Source organism: Endozoicomonas sp. ALE010, from assembly GCF_049310165.1.
Taxonomy (GTDB): domain Bacteria; phylum Pseudomonadota; class Gammaproteobacteria; order Pseudomonadales; family Endozoicomonadaceae; genus Endozoicomonas.
Genome location: NZ_JBLYNV010000063.1, coordinates 1 through 24,974 on the forward strand (window position 1 = coordinate 1; position 24,974 = coordinate 24,974).

Sequence of the window (24,974 nt, forward strand, 5' to 3'; positions counted from 1 at the left end):
ATTTTAGTCGAAGAATTGTGCGGGCATGATTTTTTTACCTCTTCTGTATCTCTCGTGGCTGTAGTGCTTCAGGATTCATCGGGAATTACTGGCACCAAAGAGAGATTAGCAATCTACCATGCTTACCTGGCGTATGAATGAGCGCTTTGAAAGATTGAGTTTGAGCAGGAGAACAGCATCTTCAATAAGCCAATTCAGCTGTAAAATCTGGTGAATCATTCTTTTTGATGGCGCGCTCGGGAGGATTCGAACCTCCGACCGCCTGGTTCGTAGCCAGGTACTCTATCCAGCTGAGCTACGAGCGCGTATAGACTGAAACGATTGCAAACTGTGTTGAAACAACCGTCTGCATTCAGTGGCGTGGATCATACATAAACCATTGCCTTATGTACAGTACTCATGGAACAAAATATCACCGGTCAATTCAGGGCTGGCAGTCGCCAGTCTATAGGCTGTATTCCATGACTGACCAGATAATCATTGCTCCTGGAAAAAGGTCGGCTGCCAAAAAAGCCTCGATAAGCTGATAGTGGCGATGGGTGAACAGATGTCAGAACCAGGTGTTTACCGGTATCAATAAACCGCCCTTTTTTCTGTGCGTAGCTGCCCCACAAAATAAAAACAATATGCTCTCGCTGCTCATTTAACGCGGCAACAATCTGGTCAGTGAATGTCTCCCATCCCCTGCCCTGATGAGAAGCAGGCTGCTTATGTTCGACTGTCAACACACTGTTGAGCAGTAACACTCCCTGATGGGCCCAGTGTTCCAGAAATCCATGATTGGCCGGCGGAATGCCCAGATCTGACTCCAACTCTTTATACATATTAACCAGTGAAGGAGGAATGGCGACGTCGGGACGTACCGAAAAACTTAACCCATGAGCCTGACCCGGTCCGTGATAAGGGTCCTGCCCAAGAATCACCACTTTGACCCGCGCAAACGGTGTCAGGTCCAGGGCCCGGAAGTATTCTGCCCCCCTGGGGTAAATCATTTTGCCCTGAGCCTTTTCATGTTGCAGAAAGGTGCGCAGGGTCTGCATATACTCTTTGGTAAATTCATCCTGAAGCATGGCTTTCCAGGAAGGCTCCAATTTGATGTCTGGCATCACCCTACCTCAAATAACATTGACAAATAAATTACCTCCAACCGCATAAGAGCCAACTACACTCTTTGCCAGCCAACGCACTTTAGCACAGCAACACATTTACTAATAACAACTCAGTCTTCGTTACGGATCGCCTTCAATACAATGCAAACTTTTAATAAAGCATCGATCAGAATCTCTGCGGTTGCAGCCCTTCTTTTTAGCTGCCAGTCCCTGGCAATGCTCGAACGCAGGATGGCCATCGAAATCAATGCCAATTCTATTCACTTCGCCATCGCCGACGTCAACAACAAGACCGACAAAGTTTACCGGCACCTTGATTACGGCTCTCTGGAAGCGGGTTTCTACGATGACCTGTCAGCCAGTGACAACGGTTTTTTCAGCAACTTTATGCTAAAAAAGGCTCAGAGACTCTTTCAAAAACTGCGAACCCGGCAGGAACATTTCAAGGCAGTGCAAGTAAGAGCCGTTGCTACTGATATTTTCAGGGAGGCTCATAACGCCGAAGAGCTGGTGCAAAAGATACGGCGTACAACCGGTATCGATATTCGCATTCTCTCCCCTGAAGAAGAAGATCGAATGGATTTTTTCTCTGCTTTAACGGCGACTGATCATTCTGAATCACCCGTCGTCTGGGATATCGGGAAGGAGAGTTTTCAGTTGATTATCTCCGATCCTGAAGCTGGCCCATTTGCCCACAAAGGTGATTTTGGTTCTGTTTCTTTTATGGAATACCTGAAGGAAGTTGTCCAGAACAAACCAACTGATTTGCCGGGGTCATTATCCCCCATATCAACTGAAGAACTCGAAGCAGGTATCACCTTCGCACGATATCTTGCCCGGAGAACGCCGGTCATTATTCGCAATGAACTGAAGAAAGATCAGGTTAAAATCACCGGTATCGGCCCGGTATTTCAGGAAGGCTTCGCAGAAGATATCACCATGCACCAAATGTCTTTGGACAAAGGCAAACTGGAGCGATATATCCTGGATCAGGCCTCATCCATCGGCACCAATGAAGCCAGTCTTTCAAGTGCAATTCTGGTATTTGGTTTCATGGAAGAGCTGGACATTACGCAGATGTTTATCTCCGATCATAACAGCACTGTCGGAATGCTCGAATTTCCAATTCTCTGGCATTAATAAATGTTTCAATGGAGTAATAGTAAAAGAAAATTTTTTCTTTTACTCTTCGTCGATTGTGCATTTCCCTTCCATGCATTGAAAAATTAGTGAAAGCCTGAAGAATCATGAGAGTTCAAATGGTTCTGCAGGCTTTTCCACGGTGGAAGAAGAGGAGTTGTCTGGAAATAACTTCCCTATTTTCATTGCCTGACTCCGTTCGGACTGAGTGCTGAGCTTGTCGAAGTATCGAAGTTCGGTGGCACGACCCTTCGATACTTCGACAAGCTCAGCACTCAGGGTGAACGGAAATCGGGAACTTATAAAAAGGCAATTCCTAACTGTATACACCCAGCATCAACTCTATTTGACGCTTGAGCATTACCCGGAGCCTGTCCACTGTTGTTTCGTCTTCAAAACCTGCAATTAATCCCTGGTACTCAACATGAATGATAATACTGCCAAATAGTTCAGCATCAATATCAGGATGGTTAGAGCCGATTTTTGCAAAGAATGTTTTGAGACTGTCGAGAAAGAACTTCTGGTGACTGAAGGCAATGGGCCTCAGGTTTTCGTTTCGCAGGCATTCCTGCTGGAAAGCACGCTCTGCGATCAGGTAGTCACGATGCTCTGCCAGCTGAATCAGAACATACTCAATAGCAAGATCACTGATCCGGTCAGCAAATACCTGACGACTGGCCTGGTCCGATGGCACAAGCTCTTTCATGGCCATTTTCAGCATACTGTCAGACTCTTCCCAGTACGCCTTGAACTTCTGGGCCCCCATCTCCACAAACAGAGTGAAGGTGTCAGTGATCAGATCCGTAATGTCTTTGAAATAATAGGTGGTTGCAGAAAGAGGAACATTGGCTTCCTTGGCAACAGCACGATGACGGACACCCCTGACTCCATCTCTGACAACGATTCTTAATGCCGCCTCAAGAATTGTACGACGACGCTGTTCACTATTGGCACGACTGGTTTTTCGCCCCTGGTATTTCAGTTTCATATCACTGTCGTGCTTACCAGAGCTTTTCATGCCTTCTGATGAGGAATCCATTGTTGAGACCATATTAAGACTGCCTTACAGTTGCCTGATTGTTTTATAGCGTTCGTCCAGTACCGTCGCTTGAACAAGCATCTTAGTACAGAAATCAACCATACGTATGAAAACCGGCCCTGCCACTATTCAGGGTTATCAGACCGCCATACCTGGAGTACTCCCCATATCCTTATAGACCGATCAGACCGGGCGTATGGCAAACTCCTGGCTTCACCAGCAAAGCGCATCGACTCAACTTCAGGCTCCCGGATACTACATGAGCAGGCTTGGCCTGCTCATGTCGTCAATCCTGAACTATCAGCGACTCAGAAAATAACTGAGTTAAGCAGGTAATTACTAATACGGTAACCAAACGGCAGGTTCATATAACCAATGCAAATGATACCTGCATCGTCGATTCACATATTTGACAAGTACAAACTTAAGCACAATTACTCCCGCGTCAATATCTACTGAGGACGCATGTGAGGGAACAACAACACATCCCTGATGGACGGCGCATCCGTAAACAGCATTACCAGCCGGTCAATACCAATACCTTCTCCGGCAGTGGGTGGCAGACCGTATTCAAGAGCATTGATATAGTCTGCATCGTAATGCATTGCCTCATCGTCCCCGGCATCCTTTTCTGCTACCTGTTGTCTGAAGCGCTCAGCCTGGTCTTCTGAGTCATTCAACTCAGAGAAGCCATTAGCGATTTCCCGACCCCCCACAAAGAACTCAAAGCGCTCAGTAACAAATGGGTTGTCGTCATTTTTACGGGACAGAGGCGACACTTCGGTCGGGTAATCCGTGATGAAGGTAGGGTTAAGCAAGTGATGTTCCACCGTTTCATCAAAGATTTCCATCTGAACCTTGCCAAGCCCCCAGATCGGCTTCACATCAATGCCCAGTTTACCGGCAACCTGTGTGGCTGACTCCAGGTTGTCAATATCAGCGGCATCAAGATCCGGGTTGAAATGCAAGATAGATTCAAATACCGACATCCGCGCAAACGGCTTGCCAAAATCGATCATCTGCCCCTGGTACTCGAACTCAGTTTTACCCAGAACGTCCTGAGCCAGCTGTTTCAGCATGGCTTCAGTGTGATCCATCATGTCGGTATAATCCGCGTAAGCCTGATAGAACTCGATCATTGTAAATTCCGGGTTATGTCTAGTAGACAGCCCTTCATTGCGGAAGTTCCGGTTAATCTCAAATACCCGTTCAAAACCACCAACGACCACACGCTTCAGGTACAGTTCCGGAGCGATACGGAGGTACATATCGATATCCAGCGCGTTGTGATGGGTCACAAACGGTCTGGCCGTGGCACCACCGGGAATCACCTGTAGCATCGGCGTCTCCACTTCCATGAAGTCCTGACCCAGGAAGTAGTTACGGATACCCTGAATGATTCTGGAACGGATCCGGAAGGTTTCCCGGGAGTGTTCACTGGTAATCAGGTCAACATAGCGCTGACGGTATCGCTGCTCGGTATCGGTGAGGCCTTTGTGCTTTTCAGGCAGTGGGCGCAGAGACTTGGTCAGCAGCTGGACAGCACTCATATCAACGTAAAGGTCGCCTTTGCCAGAGCGCTGGACAGCACCTTCTACACCGATAATATCCCCCAGGTCCCAGGTCTTGATGGCATCCAGGGTCTCTTTCGGCAGCTGTTTGCGGTTCACATAGAGCTGGATACGGCCAGACATATCCTGCAGTTCCATGAACGCGCCACGGTTCAACATGATACGGCCAGCCACTTTAACAGGGTGGTTCAGGCCTTCCAGGGCAGCCTTGTCATGATCCTTGAACTGCTCCTGAAGATCGCCAGCCAGCGAATCACGACGGAATTTATTGGGAAATGCCACCCCTTTTGCGCGAATGGCCGCCAGTTTCTCCCGGCGCAGGGTAACCAGGCGGTTCTCTTCATGGGCTTCAGCAGCCTTTTCTGCCTGCGCCTGTTGCGACAAAAAATGTTCTTCAGACATAAAATATTCTTCCAGTTACAGGCCTTTTTTCAGGCTCGCCTCAATGAACTTGTTCAGGTCACCATCCAGCACAGACTGGGTATTCCGGGTTTCTACCCCGGTACGAAGATCCTTAATACGGGAGTCATCCAGTACATAGGAGCGAATCTGACTACCCCAGCCGATGTCCGACTTGGAATCTTCCATCGCCTGAGACTCCGCCGTTCTCTTTTGCATCTCCATCTCATAAAGCTTGGCCTTCAGCTGCTGCATGGCCTTGTCTTTATTCTGGTGCTGGGAACGCTGATTCTGACACTGTACAACAATTCCCGTTGGCCCGTGGGTAATACGCACGGCGGAATCGGTGGTGTTGACGTGCTGTCCACCGGCACCACTGGAACGGTAGGTATCAATACGCAGATCCGCCGGATTGATTTCAATATCAATATTGTCATCAATCTCAGGAGAAACGAAGACGGAAGCAAAGGAGGTATGGCGACGATTACCGGAATCAAACGGGGATTTACGCACCAGGCGATGAACGCCGATTTCCGTTCTCAGCCAGCCAAACGCATAATCCCCGTTAAACTGAACCGTTGCCGATTTGATCCCTGCCACTTCACCGGCAGAGACTTCAATGATGTCCGTTTTGAAACCGTTGGCCTCACCCCAGCGCAGGTACATTCTCAGCAGCATATTGGCCCAGTCCTGGGCCTCAGTACCGCCGGAACCGGCCTGAATATCCAGAAAGGCGCTGTTAGGATCCATTTCACCGGAGAACATACGACGAAATTCAAGTACTTCCAGTTTCCGGGCCAGCTCATCAAGCTCATCCACAACGCCCTGGACACCTTCTTCGTCTTCTTCTTCTACCGACATTTCCAGCAGTTCTTCAGAATCCCCCAGGCCACTGGTCAGCTCTTCAATGGTGGAAACAATCGCTTCCAGGGTGGAACGCTCCTTGCCCAGCTTCTGGGCGTACTCCGGATCGTTCCAGACGTTCGGGTCTTCCAGCTCCCGTTCTACTTCCTGCAACCGCTCACTCTTGTGAGCGTAGTCAAAGATACCCCCTAAGCACGTCAGTACGCGCTCTCAGGTCCTTGATACGCTCCTTAATGGGATTGACTTCAAACATTGCCCTATATCACTCACTTTTTCAGGTGCACACGGCACCACACTTAAATACTGCTATAGCCCCATCCAGGAGCCTGTCGGACTTAAGACTGTCCTGCTTCGGTTGCGATAAATTGGTCTAAAAATTCCTGCTTCTTCGTCAAATAGCCCCGCTATTCTCCTCAGAAGCAGAAATTTTCATCCTCAATTTCTCGCAATCCTCGCTACGGGGTCGCCTAGACGGACGCTTAAGTCCAACAGGCTCCCGGGAGCTGACCAATACCGACCGCTCTGAAAATACAATGGGAATGAAATTGGCAACACATGGCTGCCTATGAAACACTGCTCACAACAACAGCTGGCCGACAAGGCCATTACCAAAACCTGTAATACAACTGAGTGATTTTACAACAATAGCCTGTTGGTTGGAATTGCTCCGATATCCATCCACCAGGACCTGTCGACGTTGTCTTGCCAACACGGGGAGTAAACACTGCATACCCGCCCATTGACTCATGTCATGACATCACACTACGCCTTTACTCAACAGTAAGGTAAACTCCCGCCCGCTACTTCACCCTCACCCGTAGCCAGAGCCCCAAAGCCTTTAGGGCCTGTTGACGTTTCGTTGCGTGCTCAGCGGGACGCGCAGTCTGGCTCAGAAAGGCGTCAGATGCGCGAAAGACTTGTGCAGCGCGTAGTTATTCTACGCCAAGCAAGTCTGACAAAGCAGATGGCGCCTTTCTGAGCCACCCTTCGGGCGTATCAGGGCGCCCCTATGACTTCGTTGCGGCATTTTGAAAGGCACCCAGCCTTCCTGCAATGCCGCGCCTCGTCATAGGAGCGCCCTGATACGCTGAGCACGCAACGAAACGTCAACAGGCCCTAGCAACAGGATCGTCTGCTCTGGGTACATAACAGAAGCACTCTTCATTATGTCACGTGACACTTTATTGAATGACTCAATGGCACTGGTAGCGGATATCGGTGGCACCAACGCAAGGTTTGCACTCTCACTGGGTGGCAAGCTGCAAACAGACTCGATACAAGTGCTGGCCTGTAATGACTTCGACAACCTTGATCATGCGGTCAGCCATTACCTGAAGCATCAGCAAGTCGCCGTGGATCATGCCTGCATGGCGTTTGCCTGCCCAGTAAGTGGCCAGACGATAAAAATGACCAACAACCATTGGGCATTCAACCAGTCTGACATGAAAGACACGCTGAAGTTGCTGTCCTTCAAAGTGATCAATGATTTTACCGCCCAGGCGCTTGCCCTCCCTGCCCTGCCTGAAAACACCCTGGTCAGGATTGGCCACGGAGAGGCAATCCCGGGGGCCACCAAACTGATTATTGGACCAGGCACGGGCCTTGGCGTCGCCGCACTGAAGAAGGTAGGCGATCATTGGCTGCCTCTGCCCGGAGAGGGCGGACATGCGGCGATTTCTCCCATATCTGCCATGGATAAGGAGATTCTCGGTATTCTTCAGCAGCAGCTGGGCTATGTTTCCTGGGAATCGGTACTGTGCGGTTCTGGCATTGAACGGCTGTATCAGGCCCACAGTATGTTGTCTGGCCAAACACAGACACTGAAAAATCATGAGATCACGGCCCAGGCCCTGGACGGAGAACCCCTCTGTCGCCAGACACTACTGCATTTCTGTGAACTGCTGGGCAGGGCCGCCAGTAATGCGGCACTGACCACCGGAGCCCAGGGGGGTGTATATATTGCTGGCGGTATTATTCCACGCTTCCCGGAGTTCTTCGCTCAATCGGACTTCAGGACATCGTTCGACCTTAACGATAAGATGGCCGGTTATCTGGCGGGTATCCCCACCAACCTGATTGTTCACGACAATCCCGGCCTGACCGGTGCGTGTGAAGCATTAGGCAACCCGTTGATCCATTGATTTTGCCTGGCTGACCCTGATCCGGGTCAGCTTCCAGAGATATTGGAAGAGCAGCAATTCGTCCACAACGGCCAGACAAATAGTGTTGACTGAGAGTGAATAATCGACCGCTCAATACCAGGACAGTGAGAACAGGTTATTACTCTCAGAAGAAGAACAATTACGTTATTTTCAAACAACCTGCTCAGGGTCATGACTGATCATCCCTGTAAGCCGTACAGGTGATTCCGTCGGGGCTACATGCCGACACCGAACATACACATGCTCGGCGACAATACCGGCAGCACCACCTACGACAAAACCTGCAAAAAAACCTGCCAAACTACCTGCCAAACTACCTGCCAAACTACCTGCATAAGGACCGGCAACCGCCGTAACAACAGGTCCGACAATAATTGCAACACCACAGGCTGTAGGCAGGCTAAAAGCCAGATTAACAGCTGTTCGTTCCAACAGTGAAACATTTCGTCCCATACACTTACACTGACAAAATATCGGTTCTGGAATAAATGGTGAATCAGAGGCTTCCGCACTCTGAGTCAGAGGCATTTGGATAATTGATGAAGTTGATGAAGATGCTTGCATTTCAAATTACCCTCAAAGATGTCTAAATCTTTTAAGAGCCTGAATTTAGAAATTAGTTCCATAATTTTAGTGTTCCCAGCTTCGCCCCCCCCCGCAATCCACCTGAAACGGAACCTGTTCATCATTTTGAGGTCTGATAGCGATATTTACAGTCTTCTAATGTGCGCAGGGCTTTATTCTGAAAGCAACCACATCAACCTACGCCCACCCAAAGCCTGCTGACCGGGTTCGCCAGCAAACCGTTTCAAGCAGGGGTCCTGACCGCAACGGAAGTACATTTAATGGCAAAAGAGTCTCGAACCATCAATCCCACAGGGGTATAGCCCCACCCCGGGATGATCCCAAAGGTATTGAGGAGGCTTTTTGGAAAAAGCAACCATTACAGGGACGGCAAGTCACCCCCGCTGTGGTGCTGAACGCCTATGGAAAAGATAGAACCTCTCTCAGAGGTGGCTTTTTTCTGTCAAAACTGTGCTTACAGAACATTCTACTCAATCGCAGAAAAGTGACCCCGGATCAGGTCATCCAGGAATTCACCCGGAAGCCAGACCGAAATAAGTATCTGGTGGCGATCACGCGCTTCAAAGCAGAATGTTGTCAGAAAGGCCTGCTGTTGAAAGGTCGGCGGATCTCACCGGATGAGGTGGTTAACGAGTTTCAGGTCGCCCGGGCAACACTGGAGCTGGCTCGCTTTATGGAAGAATGTTGTCTGAAGGGTCTGCCGTTAAAGGGCCGGCAGGTCGCACCGGAATCGGTGGTCAGGGCCTTCCCGGATAGTCTGCCAGGCAAACTGGGGATCGCACGCTTTAAGGAACAATGTTGCCTGAAGGGTTTGCTGTTGAATAGCCAGCAGGTGACACCGGGCGAGGTGGTTAACGCTTTCCCGGATAGCCCGGAAGGCGCATTGGGAAAAGCACGCTTCATAGCGGAATGCTGCCTGAAGTGCCTGATATTAAATGGCCAACGGGTCACACCGGATGCCGTGGTCAGGCATTATCAGGCAGCCAGAGCAACCCTGGAGATAGCGCGCTTCAAAGCAGAATGCTGCCTGCAAGGCTTGTTGCTGAAGGGCCAGCAGGTCACACCGGATATGGTGGTTAAGGATTTCCCGGACAGTGTGCAAGGCAAACTGGGTATTGCACGCTTCAAAGCGGAATGCTGCCTGAGAGACCTTGCACTGCATGGCCAACAGGTCACACCGGACGAGGTGGTTAAGGATTTCCCGGAGAGTCCGCATAGCAAACTGGGTATTGCACGCTTCAAAGCGGAATGCTGTCTGAGGGGCCTGGTGTTGTATGGCCAGCAGGTCACACCGGATGCCGTGGTTAACGATTATCAGGCAGCCAATGCGACGCTGGAGCTAGCGCACTTCAAAGCAGAATGTTGCCTGAAAGGCCTGCGGTTGAAAGGCAGGCACGTTACATCGGATGAGGTGGTTAAGGATTTCCCGGATAATCCGGAAGGCAGACTGGGGCTGGCGCACTTTAAGGAACGATGCTGCCTGAAGGGCATGGTATTAAATGGCCAGCAGATCACACCGGACGCGGTGGTTAAGGAGTTCCCAAACAGTCCGGAAGGCAGACTGGGGAGATTACGCTTCAGCGAACAATGTTGCCTGAAGGGCCTGGCGTTGCAGAACCGGCAGGCCACACCGGATGTGGTGGCCAAGAATTATCAGGGGGCCGGGGCAACACTGGAGCTGGCGCGCTTTAAAGCAGAATGTTGCCTGAGGGGGCTGGTGCTGAACGGCCAGCAAGTCACAACGGATGCGGTGGTTAAGGGTTATCAGGCAGCCGGGGCAACACTGGAGCTGGCACGCTTTAAAGAGGAATGTTGCCTGAGAGGTCTGGTGTTGAATGGCCAGCAGGTCACACCGGATGCGGTGGTCAAGGATTTCCCGAATACCCGGGAAGGCAGACTGGGGATAGCACGCTTTAAAGAACAATGTTGCCTCAGGGCCCTGGCGTTGAATCACCGGCAGGTCACACCGGATGAGGTGGTCAGGGGTTTCAGGGCGGCCAGGGCACCTCTGGCGCAGGCACGCTTCAAAATGGAATGTTGCCTGAGGGGACTGGCGGTTAATGGCCAGCAGGTCACACCGGATGCAGTGGTTAAGGATTTCCCACAAAATTTGGAAGGCAAACTGGGAATAGTACGCTTCAGGGATCAATGTTGTCTGAGGGGACTGGCGTTCAATGGTCAGCAGGTTACACCGGAGGCGGTGGTTAAGGATTATGAACGCGGTGGCTGGTTGCTCGAAAGAGCTGTTTTTTATTCTCAGCTGGCATTGAATGCAAGAGAATTGAACAGCGCCTGTCTGGATAATCGGAAAGTACTGGCAGCGTTTAATGAAGCACCCGGGGATCACTCTGCAAAACAAATCAGGTATCTGATTCAAAAGCTGAAACAATCTCAAAAGTACGAGGAAACCAGCGAAGCTCAGGAGACACTTCAAGAGACCTGGCAAATCCTGAACAGCGTATCGGTCAAAGACGATGAGCATGATCGACTGGAATGTCTATTGAAATTCATGGCTATGCAGCATGGGCTGTCAATTGATCATCAGGTGGTGTCAGCGCAACAGGTATTGCAATCCATCACCGGCCTGAGGCGCTCATTCAAGAATTCACGTATACATTTTTTCTTCCTGGCACACTGCTATATCACCAGCCAGTCTATTAATGGACAAGCCATCCATAAGGAACAGGTTCTGAATTGCCTTCAGCATTTTCCGGAAGGAAGCAAACGGCGCCATGCATTGGTCTGCTGGTTTGAGCAACGCAACTGCGAAATGCATAAAGCCAGAATAATTGACAGTTTGCTGTATAAACGGGCAAATACCGTTGCTTCAGGGGGCAGTCCCCAGGGATACGCAGCCTCCGCCAGTCAACACAAAGCGGCGGTTCCCGTGCGCGGGAAGTATCCCGTAGCAACAGCAGACGGACCGGGCTTCCCGGAAAGGCAGGCTTCCCGGTTAAATGTGCTCATACTGAAAACACTGGAGATCATCCAGGCAATCAATGACGCCTGTGACGCTCCCGCCATACTGGTGACCGGTTCATACGCGCGTTGTTTACAGAACCTCTGCTCCTCATTCAATGATATTGACATTATTTGCACGACAGATGAGTCTGCCAGAACCCTCTTTGAAAAGCTGCAGGTACTTAACACCGACAGGGATTCAGAAATCCCCAAGAGCATGACCATCAGCCGGGTTCCTGGATGTCCGGCGATTAAACTCCCGACAGCTTACAATATTCAGCTTAAAGACGGCGATCTGGGTATGAAAGTAATGGACCTTCAGGTCAGTGTTAACGCCCTGGTAACAGACAGAAATACAGCACGATTGGCCATTGACGTTCCTGGCGTGAACAGGCCGGTGTGGTGTCTGTCGTTTGCTGAAGAAACCGGATTACTGAACAATACGCTGGCATACCTTGCCGATAACCTTGACCTGCTGACAGATCGGTTGCAAAGAAGAGAGATATTTTCCATACCACGAACCATTCTGTTTAATTTTCCACAAAACCCGGAGGAGCATATTTATGGCCTGCTGATGCGCTCCCTGCTCACCCTGAATAAAGCCAGGCAGTTCATCGCTCTGCACTGTGAAAGCAAACCCGGAAAACCTGACTGCCAGACTCACCAGCGGCAAAAACAACAACAGCGCCTGCAAGTGCTGACGGAGAATCTTCAAGTGAAATTGAAGAGCCATATTTACCGTCAAGCGTTTGAGCACAGAGTGAACAGCTGGCTATTGACAGCTGTGCATGAGAGTGATTACGAGATCAAAAGAAAGGACTTTATCACAACACTGCTTGCGATGATTCAGCCTGAATAATATCAAGGCCGTCACCAGTAAGCTTGCATAAAATGATAAGCGCCCCTAAAAAGAAATATGCCCTGAGCTTTCCAACACCTTAACCCGGATATTTCATAAACTGCCCCGAATCTCGCGCAGGACTTTGTCGCTCTAAGGGATTTTGTGAGGGAGCACCGTACCGGGGAGTACGGTCGACTGAGCAAAACTCCCTTAGAGCGGCAAAGGACAAGCGAGATCGGGAGCACGTTTATGAAATATCCGGGTTAAGAAATGACAACAATCGCTGCCATTAAGAGGTTGCAAAATAATATGCTTGTATCCACTGCTACCCATCACGATAGACGACTTATTGATTATAAAAAAGCCCCGAAAAGCCACCAAAACAAAAGACAACAGCAACAGGAAAACAACTATCCCTCGAAAAAGGTCAAGCTGGATACTGTCCGGATAAATCATCAGGGGCGTGTTAAACAGAGCGGGGTAAAAAAGAAACTACCGGAATACCAGGTGGCTATGGCAAAAAGTCAGCCTGTTCTCCAAAACTCACAGATAAGTAAACTGCAGATTGATTCAAAGCAGAGCACTGAAAGTCATTCAATTCCTACAATACTGAATAGAGTACTGGATGATATTCGTAAAATGGATATTGAGTATGCTATAGGTCTTGATAAATCCGCTCAAATGCCAAAGCATAAGAGATTATCCATTCACGGTAATTTCACCTATGTTGAAAAGATTTATAAACATTTACTGGTACCGAAGATTCATCACTTGATACAGGAATTTTCCCCTATTAATGAATTAAAACAACGGCAGACCGAATACGCCATGCAAATAGCAGAGTTAGTGAAAACCTACAAAGTAGCGCAATGTGATGATATGACTCATTTAATGGCTTCCTGCTGCCTGGAAAATCCGACCATCAGCCTGTTTAAAATGGTTATCAACTTTTTTTTTGCGAGAACCGGATCAAAGAAAGGAAAGCTGGATAGATCCACCACTCATGTCTGTTTGATGGTATGCCCGAAACTTTCAGGCGATAGTGTGCAGATGCAAAGCCAATGGTATGAAGCGGGATACAAAAATGCCTATAGTGATCTGCATTGTGCTGACGGGAGCTACCATCAGCCGTCCTATATGGCTACTTCTGATCTTTACATTGCGGATCCGTGTCAGCATGAATATTGGCCAGGAAGCCAGTGGCAACAGTTTATCAGCAGTATTGCCGATCAATATCTCACACCAACGGGTAAAGATTTTAAGAAAATAAAGGTACAAATAACGCGCTATCACTCGGAAACTGCCGTTAACGAGCTACCGGCCGCAGATATACAGACAGTGCCAGTTAACAGGGCTACCACAGACTATTCAGCCATACCCGCCTATTTTTATCTTGAAGAATTTGTAAACAAATTAAGGAAAAAAGTTCAGGGAGAAAAACAACGGGCTATAGAAATCACCAAGAAAAGACTGGTAAGGCATGGTGTAAAGATCCCGGCTTTTGACACCGTAAAATCAAAACACAGAAAAAAATGGTCAACCCATTTAATACGTGTGCTGGCCTGGAAAATGAATCTTGATGTTAACCTTCTGTGCCGTGAAGATCTGGCTATTATAAATCCAAAATCAGAGGACTATTATCAATATATAATTGACTTTTTAGGTAAATCAATAATCGAATCATCAAAACATGTTAGCAATATGACCAACAGCTTTAACAAGTATGGATTTCCATTTCCTGAACCATGCCGTCGATGTTTTTTACCATCAAAAAAGTGGCTACCGGGCCATATCAGGCATCTGCTTAGAGTAGCCAAACCTGAACGATCATTGTCGGACGGCGAACTGGTTAAAGTATTGAGAGTACTGAATCCTGTGGAACTACAAGATACCTATTTACGCTATTTACATGAGTATTTGCAAAATAAGCTGCTTGACAACCCGGGCCCCCGAATACTGGAAAATGCCTTGAGCAGCATTAAAGATGGGCCCCACCCCATCCCCCTCCCCGCCATTGCAGGATTCACCAGCTGGAATATATTGACATTACGAAAACTGGCTGATTTGTGTGTAGAAAAGTTTGGCGGCATCTGGGCAAAAACGGTTACCCCCTACCCTTCTGTTAGCAAAAGAGAGGTTATACCAACCTCACCCGATGAGTTTGCCGCCTGGTTTCTCAATAGACTTACCAATAATCAATTTAATTTCAACAATTTCGATGGCAAGCTAAAGACTGCAAACCTGATTGTTCATATCACCCCGATAGAAGGTATCACATTTAACACCGTACCAAAGAGGGCTGACTGGATATTGTACTATGTCTATCAGTACGGTTTTGACAAAAAAGAGATTTTCCATCAGACCTCTTCGACAACACTCTATCAAATGCTGAAACGCATTACCTCACGGGAAAAGCATTCAGAATTATACGATAAATTATTGTATCTCAGCTCAACATGGAGTGACCTCAAAGCCAGCAGTTATTTGACAACCCTGAGAGCACACAACATCAAACTGCCCGATGATTTAATGTATTGTACAGCCAAAAGCAGGATGATTAAGATGCATGCAAGGGCGGAAAAACTGAAGGAATCAGGCTGGCTGGCAGCGGATATAGACCTGTCACAGCATCAAACATCAAAACATAAAAACGTTTTCTAACGCCTTGAGAAATCATAACAATTGCTGCCATTAAGAGATTAAATCATAGTATGCATGTATCCACTGCCACCCATCAAAACACACGGCTTATGGGTTATCAAAAATCTCCGGAGAACCGTCAAAATAAAAGAAAACAGCAACAGGATAATAACAATCCCTCAAAAAAGATCAAATTGGAAACCACCCGGATTAATCATCAGGGGCGTGTTAAACAGACGAGAGATCAAAAGAAACTACCGAAATACCAGGTTGCTATGGCAAAAGGTCAGCCTATTCACCAAAACTCTCAGAAAAGCAAACTGCAAGTTGATTCAAGGCAGGGCGCTGAAAGTCATTCAATTCCCACAATACTGAGTAAAGTACTGGAGGATATTCGTAAAATGGATATTGAGTATGCCATAACCTCTGATAAATCCACTCAAATGCCAAGGCATAAAAGATTATCCATTCACGGCAATTTTACCTATGTTGAAAAGATTTATAAGAATTTACTGGTACCAATGATTCATCACTTAATACAAGAATCTTACCCTATTAATGACTTAAAACAACGGCAGACCGAATACGCCATCAAAATAGCAGAGTTAGTCAAAACCTACAAAGTGGCCCAATGTGATGAGATGACGCATTTAATGGCTTCCTGCTGTCTGGATAACCCGGCCATCAGCCTGTTCAAAATGGTGATCAACTTTTTTTTTGCGAGAACCGGATCAAAAAAAGGAAAGCTGGATAGACCCACCACTCATGTATGTTTGATGGTATGCCCAAGGCTTTCAGGTGATAGTGTGCAGATGCAAAGCCAATGCTATGAAGCTAAACACAAATATACTCATAGTGATCTGCATTGCGCTGACGGGAGCTATCATCAGCCAACCTATATGACTACTTCCGAGATTTACATTGCTGATCCGTGTCAGCATGAATTTCGGCCAGGAAGCCAGTGGCAGCAATTTATCAGCAATATTGCCGATCAATATCTCACACCAACAGATAAAGATTTTAAGAAAATAACCGTACAAATAACGCCCTATAATTCGGGAACTACTGCTAATGAGCTAACGGCTGCAAAGGTACAGGCGGCAGTACCCGTTAACAGTGATTCTACAGACTATTCAGCCATGCCTGCCTATTTTTATCTTGCGGAGTTCGCAGCCAATACAGCGAAAAAAGCTGAGAAACTAAAACAACGGGCTGCTTTGGTCACTAAGGAAAGACTGATAAGAAATGGTGTGAAAATCCCTTCATTAAACACCGTAAAATCAAAGCACAGGAAAAAATGGTCAACAAACTTAGTACGGGTTCTGACCTGGAAAATGAACCTTGATGTTAGAGTTCTGCACCGTAAGGATTTAGCCATCATTAATCCAAAATCAGAGGACTACTATCAATGCATGATTGACTTTTTAGGTAAATCAACAATCAAATCACCACAACATGTTATCAATATGGTCAAAAGCTTTAACAAATATGGATTTCCATTTCCGGAACCATGCAGTCGATATTTTTCCCCATCCAGGGAGTGGCTGCCAGGCCATATCAGGCATCTGGCCAGAGTAGCCAAACCTGAACAATCATTTTCGGACTGTGAACTGATTAAAATATTGAGAGTACTGAACCCTGTAGAACTACAAGATACCTATTTACGCTATCTACATGAGTATTTGCAAAATAGGCTGGTTAAAAACCAGGGGCCCCGAATACTGCAAAATGCCTTCAGCACCATTAAAAAGGCTAACATCCCCCTCCCTGCCATTGAAGGAATCACCAACTGGAACATATTGACATTACGAAAACTGGCTGATTTATGTGTAAAAAAATTTGGCGGAATCTCCGCAGAAACGGTTGCACCCTATCCTTCTTTTGGTACAAAAGACGTGATACCAACCTCACCCGATGAGTTTGCCGACTGGTTTCTCAACAAACTTACCAAATATCAATTTAATTTCATTAATTTCGATAGCACGCTAAAGGCTGCGAACCTGATTGTTAACATCAGTCCAATAGAAGGTATCACATTTAAACCCGTACCACAGAAGGCAGACTGGATGTTGTACTATGTCTGTCATTACGGTTTTGACAAAAAAGAGATTTACCATCAGGCTCCTACACACACAATCTATCAAATGCTGAAACGCATTACCTCCCGGAAAAAGCATTCAGAATTATACGATAAATTATTGTATGTCAGCTCAACAGCTTCTGGCCTTCGATCTCTTAGTATTATCAGGAGCCTGAAAAAACACAACATCAAACTACCTGATGATTTAATGGATTATTCAGTCAAAGATCAGGTGACTGAGATGCATGCAAGAGCCAAAAAACTGCAGAAATCTGGCTGGCTGGCAGCCGATATAGACTTATCGCACCATAGAATATCAAGACATAAAAAAGGATCGGGAGCACGTTTATGAAATATCTGGGTTAAGAGATCACAACAATCACTGCCATTAAGAGGTTAAATCATAATATGCTGGTATCCACTGCTACCCATCAAAACACACAGCTTATGGATGATCAAAAGCTCCAAAAAAACCGTCAAAAGAAAAGAAAACAGCAACAGGATAACAACAATCACTCAAAAAAGATCAGATTGGAAACCACCCGGATTAATCATCAGGGGCTTGTTAAACAGATGAGAGATCAAAAGAAACTACCGAAATATCAGGTTGCTATGGCCAAAGGTAAGCCTATTCACCAAAACTCTCAGAAAAGTAAACTGCAGATTGATTCAAAACAGAGCACTGAAAGTGATTCAATTCCCACAATACTTAGTAAAGTACTGGATGATATTCGTAAAATGGATATTGAGTATGCCATAAGCTCTGATAAATCCGCTCAAATGCCAGAGCATAAAAGATTACCCATTCACGGCAATTTTACCTGTGTTGGAATGATTTATGAGCATTTACTGGTACCAAAGATTCATTATTTGATACAAGAACTCTCTCCTGTTAATGACTTGAAGCAGCAGCAGACCAAATACGCCAGGCACATAGCAGAGTTAGTCAAAACCTACAAAGTAGCCCAATGTGATGAGATGACTCATTTAATGGCTTCCTGTTGCCTGGAAAATCCGGACATCAGCCTGTTCAAAATGGTTATCAGCTTTTTTAGTGCGAGAGCCGTAGCAAAGAAAGGAAAGATGAAAAGATCCACCACGCATGTATGTTTGATGGTATGCCCAAGTCTTTCAGGTGATAGTGTGCAGATGCAAAGCCAATGGTATGAAGCTGAACACAAACATGCTCATAGTGATCTGCGTTGTGCTGACGGGAGCTATCATCAGCCATCCTATATGGCTACTTCCGATATTTACATTGCTGATCCGTGTCAGCATGAATTGTGGCCAGGAAGCCAGTGGCAGCAATTTATCAGCAATATTGCTGATCAATATCTCACACCAACAGGTAAAGATTTTAAGAAAATAAAGGTACAAATAACGCCCTATCATTCGGAAACTGCCGTTATGGAGCTACCGGCCGAAGATGTACAGACAGCGCCAGTTAGCAGTGATACCACAGACTATTCAGCCATGCAGGTCTATTCTTATCTTGAAGAATTTGTAAAGAAACCAATCAATAAACCACGGGTTGCTGATATCACCAAGCAAAGACTGGTAAGAAATAGTGTAAAGATCCCTTCATTTGAGATCGTAAAACCATCACACAGGAAAAAATGGTCAACAAATTTGATACGAGTTCTGGCCTGGAAAATGAACCTTGATGTTAAAGTTCTGCACCGTACGGATTTAGCCATCATTAATCCAAAATCAGAGGACTACTATCAATATATGATTGACTTTTTAGGTAAATCAACCATCGAATCATCAATGGATGTTATCAAAATGACCAAAAGCTTTAACAACCATGGGTTTCCATTTCCTGAACCATGCAGTCGATATTTTTTACCATCGGATGAGTGGCTGCCGGGCCATATCAGGCATTTGATTAGACTAGCCAAACCTGAACGATCATTTTCGGACTGTGAACTGATTAAAGTATTGAAAGTACTGAATCCTGTGGCACTACAAGATACCTATTTACGCTATCTACATGAGTATTTGCAGAATAAGCTGGTTAAAAACCAGGGCCCCCGGGTACTGGAAAATACCATCCGCTATATTAGACGGGGAAACGTCCCTCCCCCTGCCATTGAAGGAATTACCCGCTGGAATATATTGACATTACGAAAACTGGCTGATTTATGTGTAAAAAAGTTTGGCGGCATCACCGCAAAAACGGTTGTTCCCGATCCTTCTGCTGGCAAAAAAGAAGTTATACCAACCTTACCCGATAAGTTTGCCGACTGGTTTCTCAACAAACTTACTAACTGTCAATTTAATTTCAATAGATTCAATGGCAGCCTGAAGACTGCAAACCTGATTGTTAACATCAGTCCGATAGAAGGTATCACATTTGATCCCGTACCGCAGAAGGCAGACTGGATGTTGTACTATGTCTATCAGTACGGTTTTGACAAAAAAGAGATTTACCACCAGACCTCTTCAACAACACTCTATCAACTGTTGAAACGCATTACCTCACCAGAAAAGCACTCAGAATTATACGATAGATTACTGTATCTCAGCTCAACATGGAGTGCTCTTAAAACTCACCCTTATTTGAGAAAATTGAAACAACACAACATCAAGCTACCCGATGATTTAATAAATTACACAGTCAAGGGCCGGATGATTGAGATGCACGCAAGGGCGGAAAAACTGAAGAAATCTGGCTGGCTGGCAGCGGATATAGACCTGTCGTACCATAAAAAATCAAAACATAAAAAATCAAAACATAAAAAATCAAAACATAAAAAAGTTTTCTAACGCCCGGAGAAATCTTAACAACCGCTGCCAATAACAGGTTAAATCATAATATGCTTGTATCCACTGCTACCCATCAAAACACACGGCTTATGAATTATCAAAAGCCCCCAAAAAACCGTCAAAATAAAAGGAAACAGCAACAGGATAATAACAATCCCCCGAAAAAGGCCAGGCTGGACACTACCCGAATAAATCATCAGGGGCGTGTTAAACAGACGAGAGATCAAAAGAAACTACCAGAATACCAGGTTACTATGGCAAAAAGTCAGCCTGCTCACCAAAACTCTCAAAAAAGTAAACTACGGATTGACACAAATCAGAGCACTGAAAGTCATTCAATTCCCACAATACTGAGTAAAGCACTGGAAGATATTCGTAAAATGGATATTGAGTATGCCATAAGCTCTGATAAATCCGCTCAAATGCCAGAGCATAAAAGGTTATCCATTCACGGCAATTTCACCTGTGTTGAAAAAATTTATAAGTATTTACTGGTACCAAAGATTCATCACTTGATACGAGAACTTGCTCATGTTACTGATTTGCAACAACAGCAGACCAAATACGCCATGCAAATAGCAGAATTAGTCAAAACCTACAAAGTAGCCCAATGTGATGAGTTGACCCATTTAATGGCTTCCTGCTGCCTGAAAAACCCGTCTATCAGCCTGTTCAAAATGGTTATCAGCTTTTTTTTTGTCAGAAACGGAGCAAAAAAAGGAATTGTCGAAGGAACCACCACTCATGTATGTTTGATGGTATGTCCACGTCTTTCTGGTGAAAGTGTGCAGACACAAAGCCAATGGTATGAAGCTAAACACCGAGCTACTCGTAGTGATCTGCATTGTGCAGACGGGAGCTATCATCAGCCATCCTATATGGCTGCTTCCGATATTTACATTGCTGATCCGTGTCAGCATGCATATTGGCCAGGAAACCAGTGGCAACAATTTATCAGCAATATTGCCGATCAATATCTATCACCAACGGGTAAAGATTTTAAGAAAATAAAGGTACAAATAACGCCCTATCATTCAGAAACTGCCGTTAAGGTTCTACCGGCCGTAGATATACAGGCAGTACCAGTTAACAGGGATACCCCAGACTATTCAGCCATACCGGCCTATTTTTATCTTGCAGAGTTCGTAAATAAACAACAGGCTACTGAGATCACCAGGAAAAAACTGATAAAAAATAAAGTAAAGATCCCTTCATTCAACACCGTAAAATCAGCCTACAGGAAAGCATGGTCAATACGTTTAATACGAGTCATGGCCTGGAAAATGAAACTTGATAGTAAAGTTCTGTACCGTCAGGATTTAGCCATCATTAATCCAGAATCAGAGGACTACTATCAATATATGATTGACTTGTTAGCTAAATCAACAGTCGAATCATCAAATCATGTTGCCAATATGACCGACGGCTTTAACATCCAGGGTTTTCCATTTCCTGAACCATGCAGTCGATATTTTTTACCATCAGAAAAGTGGCTGCCAGGCCATATCAGGCATTTGCTCAAAGTAGCCAAACCTGAACGACCATTGCCGGACTGGGAATGCATTAAAATATTGAGAGTGCTCAATCCTGTGGAATCACAAGATACCTATTTACGCTATCTACATGAGTATTTGCAAAATAGGCTGGTTAAAAACCAGGGGCCCCGAATACTGCAAAATGCCTTCATCACCATTAAAAAGGCTAACATCCCCCTCCCTGCCATTAATGGAATCACCCGCTGGAATATATTTACATTACGAAAACTGGCTGATTTATGTGTCGAAAAGTTTGGCGGCATCTCCGTAAAAATGGTGACTCCCTATACTTCCGTTGACAAAAAAGAAATTATACCAACCTCACCCAGGGATTTTGCCACCTGGTTTCTCCATAGACTTACCAGATATCAGTTTCATTTCAGTAATTTCGATGGCAGTCTAAAGCGTGCAAACCAGATTGTTAACATCAGTCCAATAGAAGGTATCACATTTAACCCCGTACCACAGAAGGCAGACTGGATGCTGTACTATATCTACCATTACGGCTTTGACAAAAAAGAGATTTACAATCAGGCATCGACAAGAACAATCTATCAAATGCTGAAACGCATTACCTCCCGGAAAAAGCATTCAGAATTATACGATAAATTATTGTATGTCTGCTCAACAGGTTTTGGTCTTCAATCGCTCACTGCTATCAGGAGACTGAAAGAACACAACTTTAAAATACCCGATGATTTAATGGATTACACAGTCAAAGAGCAGGTGACTGAGATGCATGCAAGAGCGAAAAAACTGAAGGGATCTGGCTGGCTGGCAGCGGATATAGACCTGTCGTACCATAAAAAAATAAAACATAAAAAAGTTTTCTAATGCCTTGAGAGATCACAACACCACTGCCATTAACAGGTTAAATCATAATATGCTGGTATCCACTGCTACCCATCACCACATACGGCTTATGGATGATCGAAAGCCCCAAAAAAACCGTCAGAATAAAAGAAAACAGCAACAGGATAACAACAATCCCTCGAAAAAGATCAGGCTGGACACCACCCGGATTAATCATCAGGGGCGTGTTAAACAGAAAAGCGTTCAAAAGAAACTACCGGAATATCAGGTTGCCATGGCAAAAGGCCAGCCTGTTTACCAAAACTCTCAGAAAAGTAAACTGCAGATTGATTCAAAGCAGAGCGCTGAAAGTCATTCAATCCCCACAATACTGAGTAAAGTACTGGATGATATTGGTAAAATGGATATTGAGTATGTCATAACTTCTGATAAATCCGCTCAAATGCCAGAGCATAAAAGATTACCCATTCACGGTAATTTCATCTGTCTTGAAAACATTTATAAGTATTTACTGGTACCGAAGATTCATCACTTGATACAAGAACTTTCCCCTATTAATGACTTGGCACAACAGCAGACCAAATACGCCATGCAAATAGCAGAGTTAGTCAAAACCTACAAAGTGGCCCAATGTGATGAGATGACCCATTTAATGGCTTCCTGCTGCCTGGAAAACCCGGCCATCAGCCTGTTCAAAATGGTTATCAGCTTTTTTTGTGTAAGAACCGGACCAAAGAAAGGTAATGATGGAACCACCACTCATGTATGTTTGATGGTATGCCCAAGTCTTTCAGGTGATAGTGTACAGACGCAAAGCCAATGGTATGAAGCTAAACACCAATATATGCATAGTGATCTGCATTGTGCTGACGGGAGCTATCATCAGCCATCTTATATGGCTGCTTCCGATATTTACATTGCTGATCCGTGTCAGCATGAATATTGGCCAGGAAGCCAGTGGCAGCAATTTATCAGCACTATTGCCGACCAATATCTATCACCAACAGGTAAAGATTATAAGAAGATAAAGGTAAAAATAACACCCTATCATTCGGAAACTGCCGTTAAGGCACTACCGGCCGCCGATATACAGGCAGTGCCAGTTAACAGGGATACCACAGACTATTCAGCCATACCTGCCTATTTTTATCTTGAAGAGTTCATAAGTAAACAACAGGATACTGAAATCACCAGGCAAAGACTGGTAAGAAATAATGTAAAGATCCCGTCATTTAACACCGTAAAATCAACACACAGAAAAGCATGGTCAACCAGTCTGGTACGGGTTCTGGCCTGGAAAATGAACCTTGATGTAAAAGTTCTGTACCTTGAAGATTTAGCCATCATTAATCCAAAATCAGAGGACTACTATCAATATTTGATTGACTTTTTAAGTAAATCAACAATCGAATCATCAAAACATGTTACCAATATGACCCGCCGCTTTATCAAGCATGTATTTCCATTTCCCGAACCATGCAAAAGATATTTTTTACCTTACAAAAAGTGGCTTCCTGCCCATATCAGGCATCTGCATAGAGTCGCCAAACCGGAACGACCATTTTCGGACTGGGAACTCATTAAAGTCATGCGAGTACTGAATCCTGCGGAATCACAAGATACCTATTTACGCTATCTGCATGAGTATTTGCAAAATAAGCTGGTTAAAAACCAGGGGCCCCGAGTACTGGAAAGTGCCTTGATTAGCATTAAAGAAGGGACTCCCCCCCTCCCCCTCCCTGCCATTAAAGGAATCACCCGCTGGAATATATTGACATTACGAAAACTGGCTGATTTATGTGTAGATAAGTTTGGCGGCACCTGGGCAAAGACGGTTACTCCCTATCCTGCCGTTGGCAAAAAAAATGTTATACCAGCCTTACCCAAGGAGTTTGCCGCCTGGTTTCTCAATAGACTTACCAGATATCAGTTTAATTTCAAAAATTTCGATAGCAGGCTAAAGAGTGCAAACCTGATTGTTAACATAAGTCCAATAGAAGGTATGACGTTTAACTCCGTACCACAGAAGGCAGACTGGATGTTGTACTATGTCTATCATTACGGCTTTAACAAAAAAGAGATTTACCATCAGGCTCCTACAAGTACAATCTATCAAATGCTGAAACGCATTACCTCACGGAAAAAGCATGTAGAATTATACGACAAATTATTGTATATCGGCTCAACAGGTTGTGCTCTTCGATCTTTCAGCTTTATCAATAGCCTGAAAAAACACAACATCAAACTACCCGATGATTTGATGGATTATACATTTAAAGGCCAAATGGTTGAGATGCATGCAAGAGCAGAAAAACTGAAGGAAACAGGCTGGCTGGCAGCCGATACAGACTTATCGCACCATAGAATATCAAGACATAAAAAATAAGAGCACGCCATAACCGATAAGGCAACAGCCTGATGGCCGGTGACACCAATAATTCGGTATATGTTGGTATTGAAAATTGC

General features: G+C 45.5%; 13 protein-coding genes and 1 tRNA gene. 8 read left to right on the top strand and 6 right to left on the bottom strand.

The features are described from left to right. Window positions 1-228: 228 nt before the first annotated feature. Window positions 229-305: transfer RNA gene (locus ACO6UY_RS20010), tRNA-Arg, on the bottom strand. 114 nt (window positions 306-419) lie between these two features. Next, the gene (ung, locus tag ACO6UY_RS20015; RefSeq protein WP_422445607.1) at window positions 420-1,106 is read right to left on the bottom strand and encodes a uracil-DNA glycosylase; all 687 of its coding nucleotides are present in this window, start codon (window positions 1,104-1,106) and stop codon (window positions 420-422) included. 144 nt (window positions 1,107-1,250) lie between these two features. Here ung and ACO6UY_RS20020 point away from each other — a divergent pair, with 144 nt between their 5' ends. Continuing rightward, the gene (locus ACO6UY_RS20020) at window positions 1,251-2,249 is read left to right on the top strand and encodes a Ppx/GppA phosphatase family protein (RefSeq protein WP_422445609.1); all 999 of its coding nucleotides are present in this window, start codon (window positions 1,251-1,253) and stop codon (window positions 2,247-2,249) included. Between the two features lie 316 nt (window positions 2,250-2,565). Here ACO6UY_RS20020 and ACO6UY_RS20025 read toward each other — a convergent pair whose 3' ends face one another. The 3 genes from ACO6UY_RS20025 to prfB form a co-directional block, all read right to left on the bottom strand. After that, entirely contained in the window at window positions 2,566-3,288 is a 723-nt protein-coding gene (locus tag ACO6UY_RS20025; protein WP_241693334.1) for a TetR/AcrR family transcriptional regulator, read from the bottom strand. 452 nt (window positions 3,289-3,740) lie between these two features. Beyond that, window positions 3,741-5,261 (bottom strand): lysine--tRNA ligase, encoded by a 1,521-nt coding sequence (gene lysS / locus ACO6UY_RS20030; protein ID WP_422459604.1) that lies wholly within the window; start codon window positions 5,259-5,261, stop codon window positions 3,741-3,743. Between the two features lie 15 nt (window positions 5,262-5,276). After that, window positions 5,277-6,375 (bottom strand): peptide chain release factor 2 gene (gene prfB, locus ACO6UY_RS20035; protein WP_422445613.1). Its coding sequence is split into 2 segments (ribosomal slippage): window positions 5,277-6,299 and window positions 6,301-6,375, totalling 1,098 coding nucleotides; the frame shifts between segments, so codons are not numbered across the junction. Window positions 6,376-7,288: 913 nt separating this feature from the next. Here prfB and glk point away from each other — a divergent pair. Beyond that, on the top strand, window positions 7,289-8,263 hold the full coding sequence (glk, locus tag ACO6UY_RS20040; RefSeq protein ID WP_422445615.1) for a glucokinase: 975 nt from the start codon (window positions 7,289-7,291) through the stop codon (window positions 8,261-8,263). Window positions 8,264-8,434: 171 nt separating this feature from the next. On the opposite strand, the gene ACO6UY_RS20045 is transcribed toward glk, so the two are convergent. Next, on the bottom strand, window positions 8,435-8,848 hold the full coding sequence (locus ACO6UY_RS20045; protein ID WP_422445617.1) for a hypothetical protein: 414 nt from the start codon (window positions 8,846-8,848) through the stop codon (window positions 8,435-8,437). 505 nt (window positions 8,849-9,353) lie between these two features. On the opposite strand from ACO6UY_RS20045, the gene ACO6UY_RS20050 reads away from it, so the two are divergent. From ACO6UY_RS20050 to ACO6UY_RS20075, 6 genes are all read left to right on the top strand, one after another. Further along, window positions 9,354-12,689 (top strand): hypothetical protein, encoded by a 3,336-nt coding sequence (locus ACO6UY_RS20050; protein ID WP_422445619.1) that lies wholly within the window; start codon window positions 9,354-9,356, stop codon window positions 12,687-12,689. 291 nt (window positions 12,690-12,980) lie between these two features. After that, on the top strand, window positions 12,981-15,332 hold the full coding sequence (locus tag ACO6UY_RS20055; protein ID WP_422445621.1) for a hypothetical protein: 2,352 nt from the start codon (window positions 12,981-12,983) through the stop codon (window positions 15,330-15,332). Between the two features lie 50 nt (window positions 15,333-15,382). Continuing rightward, a complete protein-coding gene (locus tag ACO6UY_RS20060; RefSeq protein ID WP_422490996.1) occupies window positions 15,383-17,743 on the top strand; it encodes a hypothetical protein in 2,361 nt (786 codons plus the stop codon). A 95-nt stretch (window positions 17,744-17,838) separates the two neighbouring features. Further along, window positions 17,839-20,160: a hypothetical protein gene (locus tag ACO6UY_RS20065; protein ID WP_422490998.1), complete on the top strand. Its 2,322-nt coding sequence runs from the start codon at window positions 17,839-17,841 to the stop codon at window positions 20,158-20,160. 50 nt (window positions 20,161-20,210) lie between these two features. Then, window positions 20,211-22,529: a hypothetical protein gene (locus tag ACO6UY_RS20070; protein ID WP_422445629.1), complete on the top strand. Its 2,319-nt coding sequence runs from the start codon at window positions 20,211-20,213 to the stop codon at window positions 22,527-22,529. A gap of 379 nt (window positions 22,530-22,908) precedes the next feature. After that, window positions 22,909-24,894, top strand: coding sequence for a hypothetical protein (locus tag ACO6UY_RS20075; protein ID WP_422490999.1), 1,986 nt, complete (start codon window positions 22,909-22,911; stop codon window positions 24,892-24,894). Window positions 24,895-24,974: the final 80 nt, after the last annotated feature.

Excerpts from the sequence above, each read along its gene's own strand:
- ACO6UY_RS20025 (WP_241693334.1), bottom strand. The coding sequence starts at position 3,288 with ATGGATTCCTCATCAGAAGGCATGAAAAGCTCTGGTAAGCACGACAGT.
- ACO6UY_RS20020 (WP_422445609.1), top strand. The coding sequence starts at position 1,251 with ATGCAAACTTTTAATAAAGCATCGATCAGAATCTCTGCGGTTGCAGCC.
- ACO6UY_RS20060 (WP_422490996.1), top strand. The coding sequence starts at position 15,383 with ATGCATGTATCCACTGCCACCCATCAAAACACACGGCTTATGGGTTAT.
- ACO6UY_RS20065 (WP_422490998.1), top strand. The coding sequence starts at position 17,839 with ATGGATGATCAAAAGCTCCAAAAAAACCGTCAAAAGAAAAGAAAACAG.
- glk (WP_422445615.1), top strand. The coding sequence starts at position 7,289 with ATGTCACGTGACACTTTATTGAATGACTCAATGGCACTGGTAGCGGAT.
- lysS (WP_422459604.1), bottom strand. The coding sequence starts at position 5,261 with ATGTCTGAAGAACATTTTTTGTCGCAACAGGCGCAGGCAGAAAAGGCT.
- ACO6UY_RS20075 (WP_422490999.1), top strand. The coding sequence starts at position 22,909 with ATGGATATTGAGTATGTCATAACTTCTGATAAATCCGCTCAAATGCCA.
- ACO6UY_RS20055 (WP_422445621.1), top strand. The coding sequence starts at position 12,981 with ATGCTTGTATCCACTGCTACCCATCACGATAGACGACTTATTGATTAT.
- ung (WP_422445607.1), bottom strand. The coding sequence starts at position 1,106 with ATGCCAGACATCAAATTGGAGCCTTCCTGGAAAGCCATGCTTCAGGAT.
- ACO6UY_RS20070 (WP_422445629.1), top strand. The coding sequence starts at position 20,211 with ATGCTTGTATCCACTGCTACCCATCAAAACACACGGCTTATGAATTAT.
- ACO6UY_RS20045 (WP_422445617.1), bottom strand. The coding sequence starts at position 8,848 with ATGCAAGCATCTTCATCAACTTCATCAATTATCCAAATGCCTCTGACT.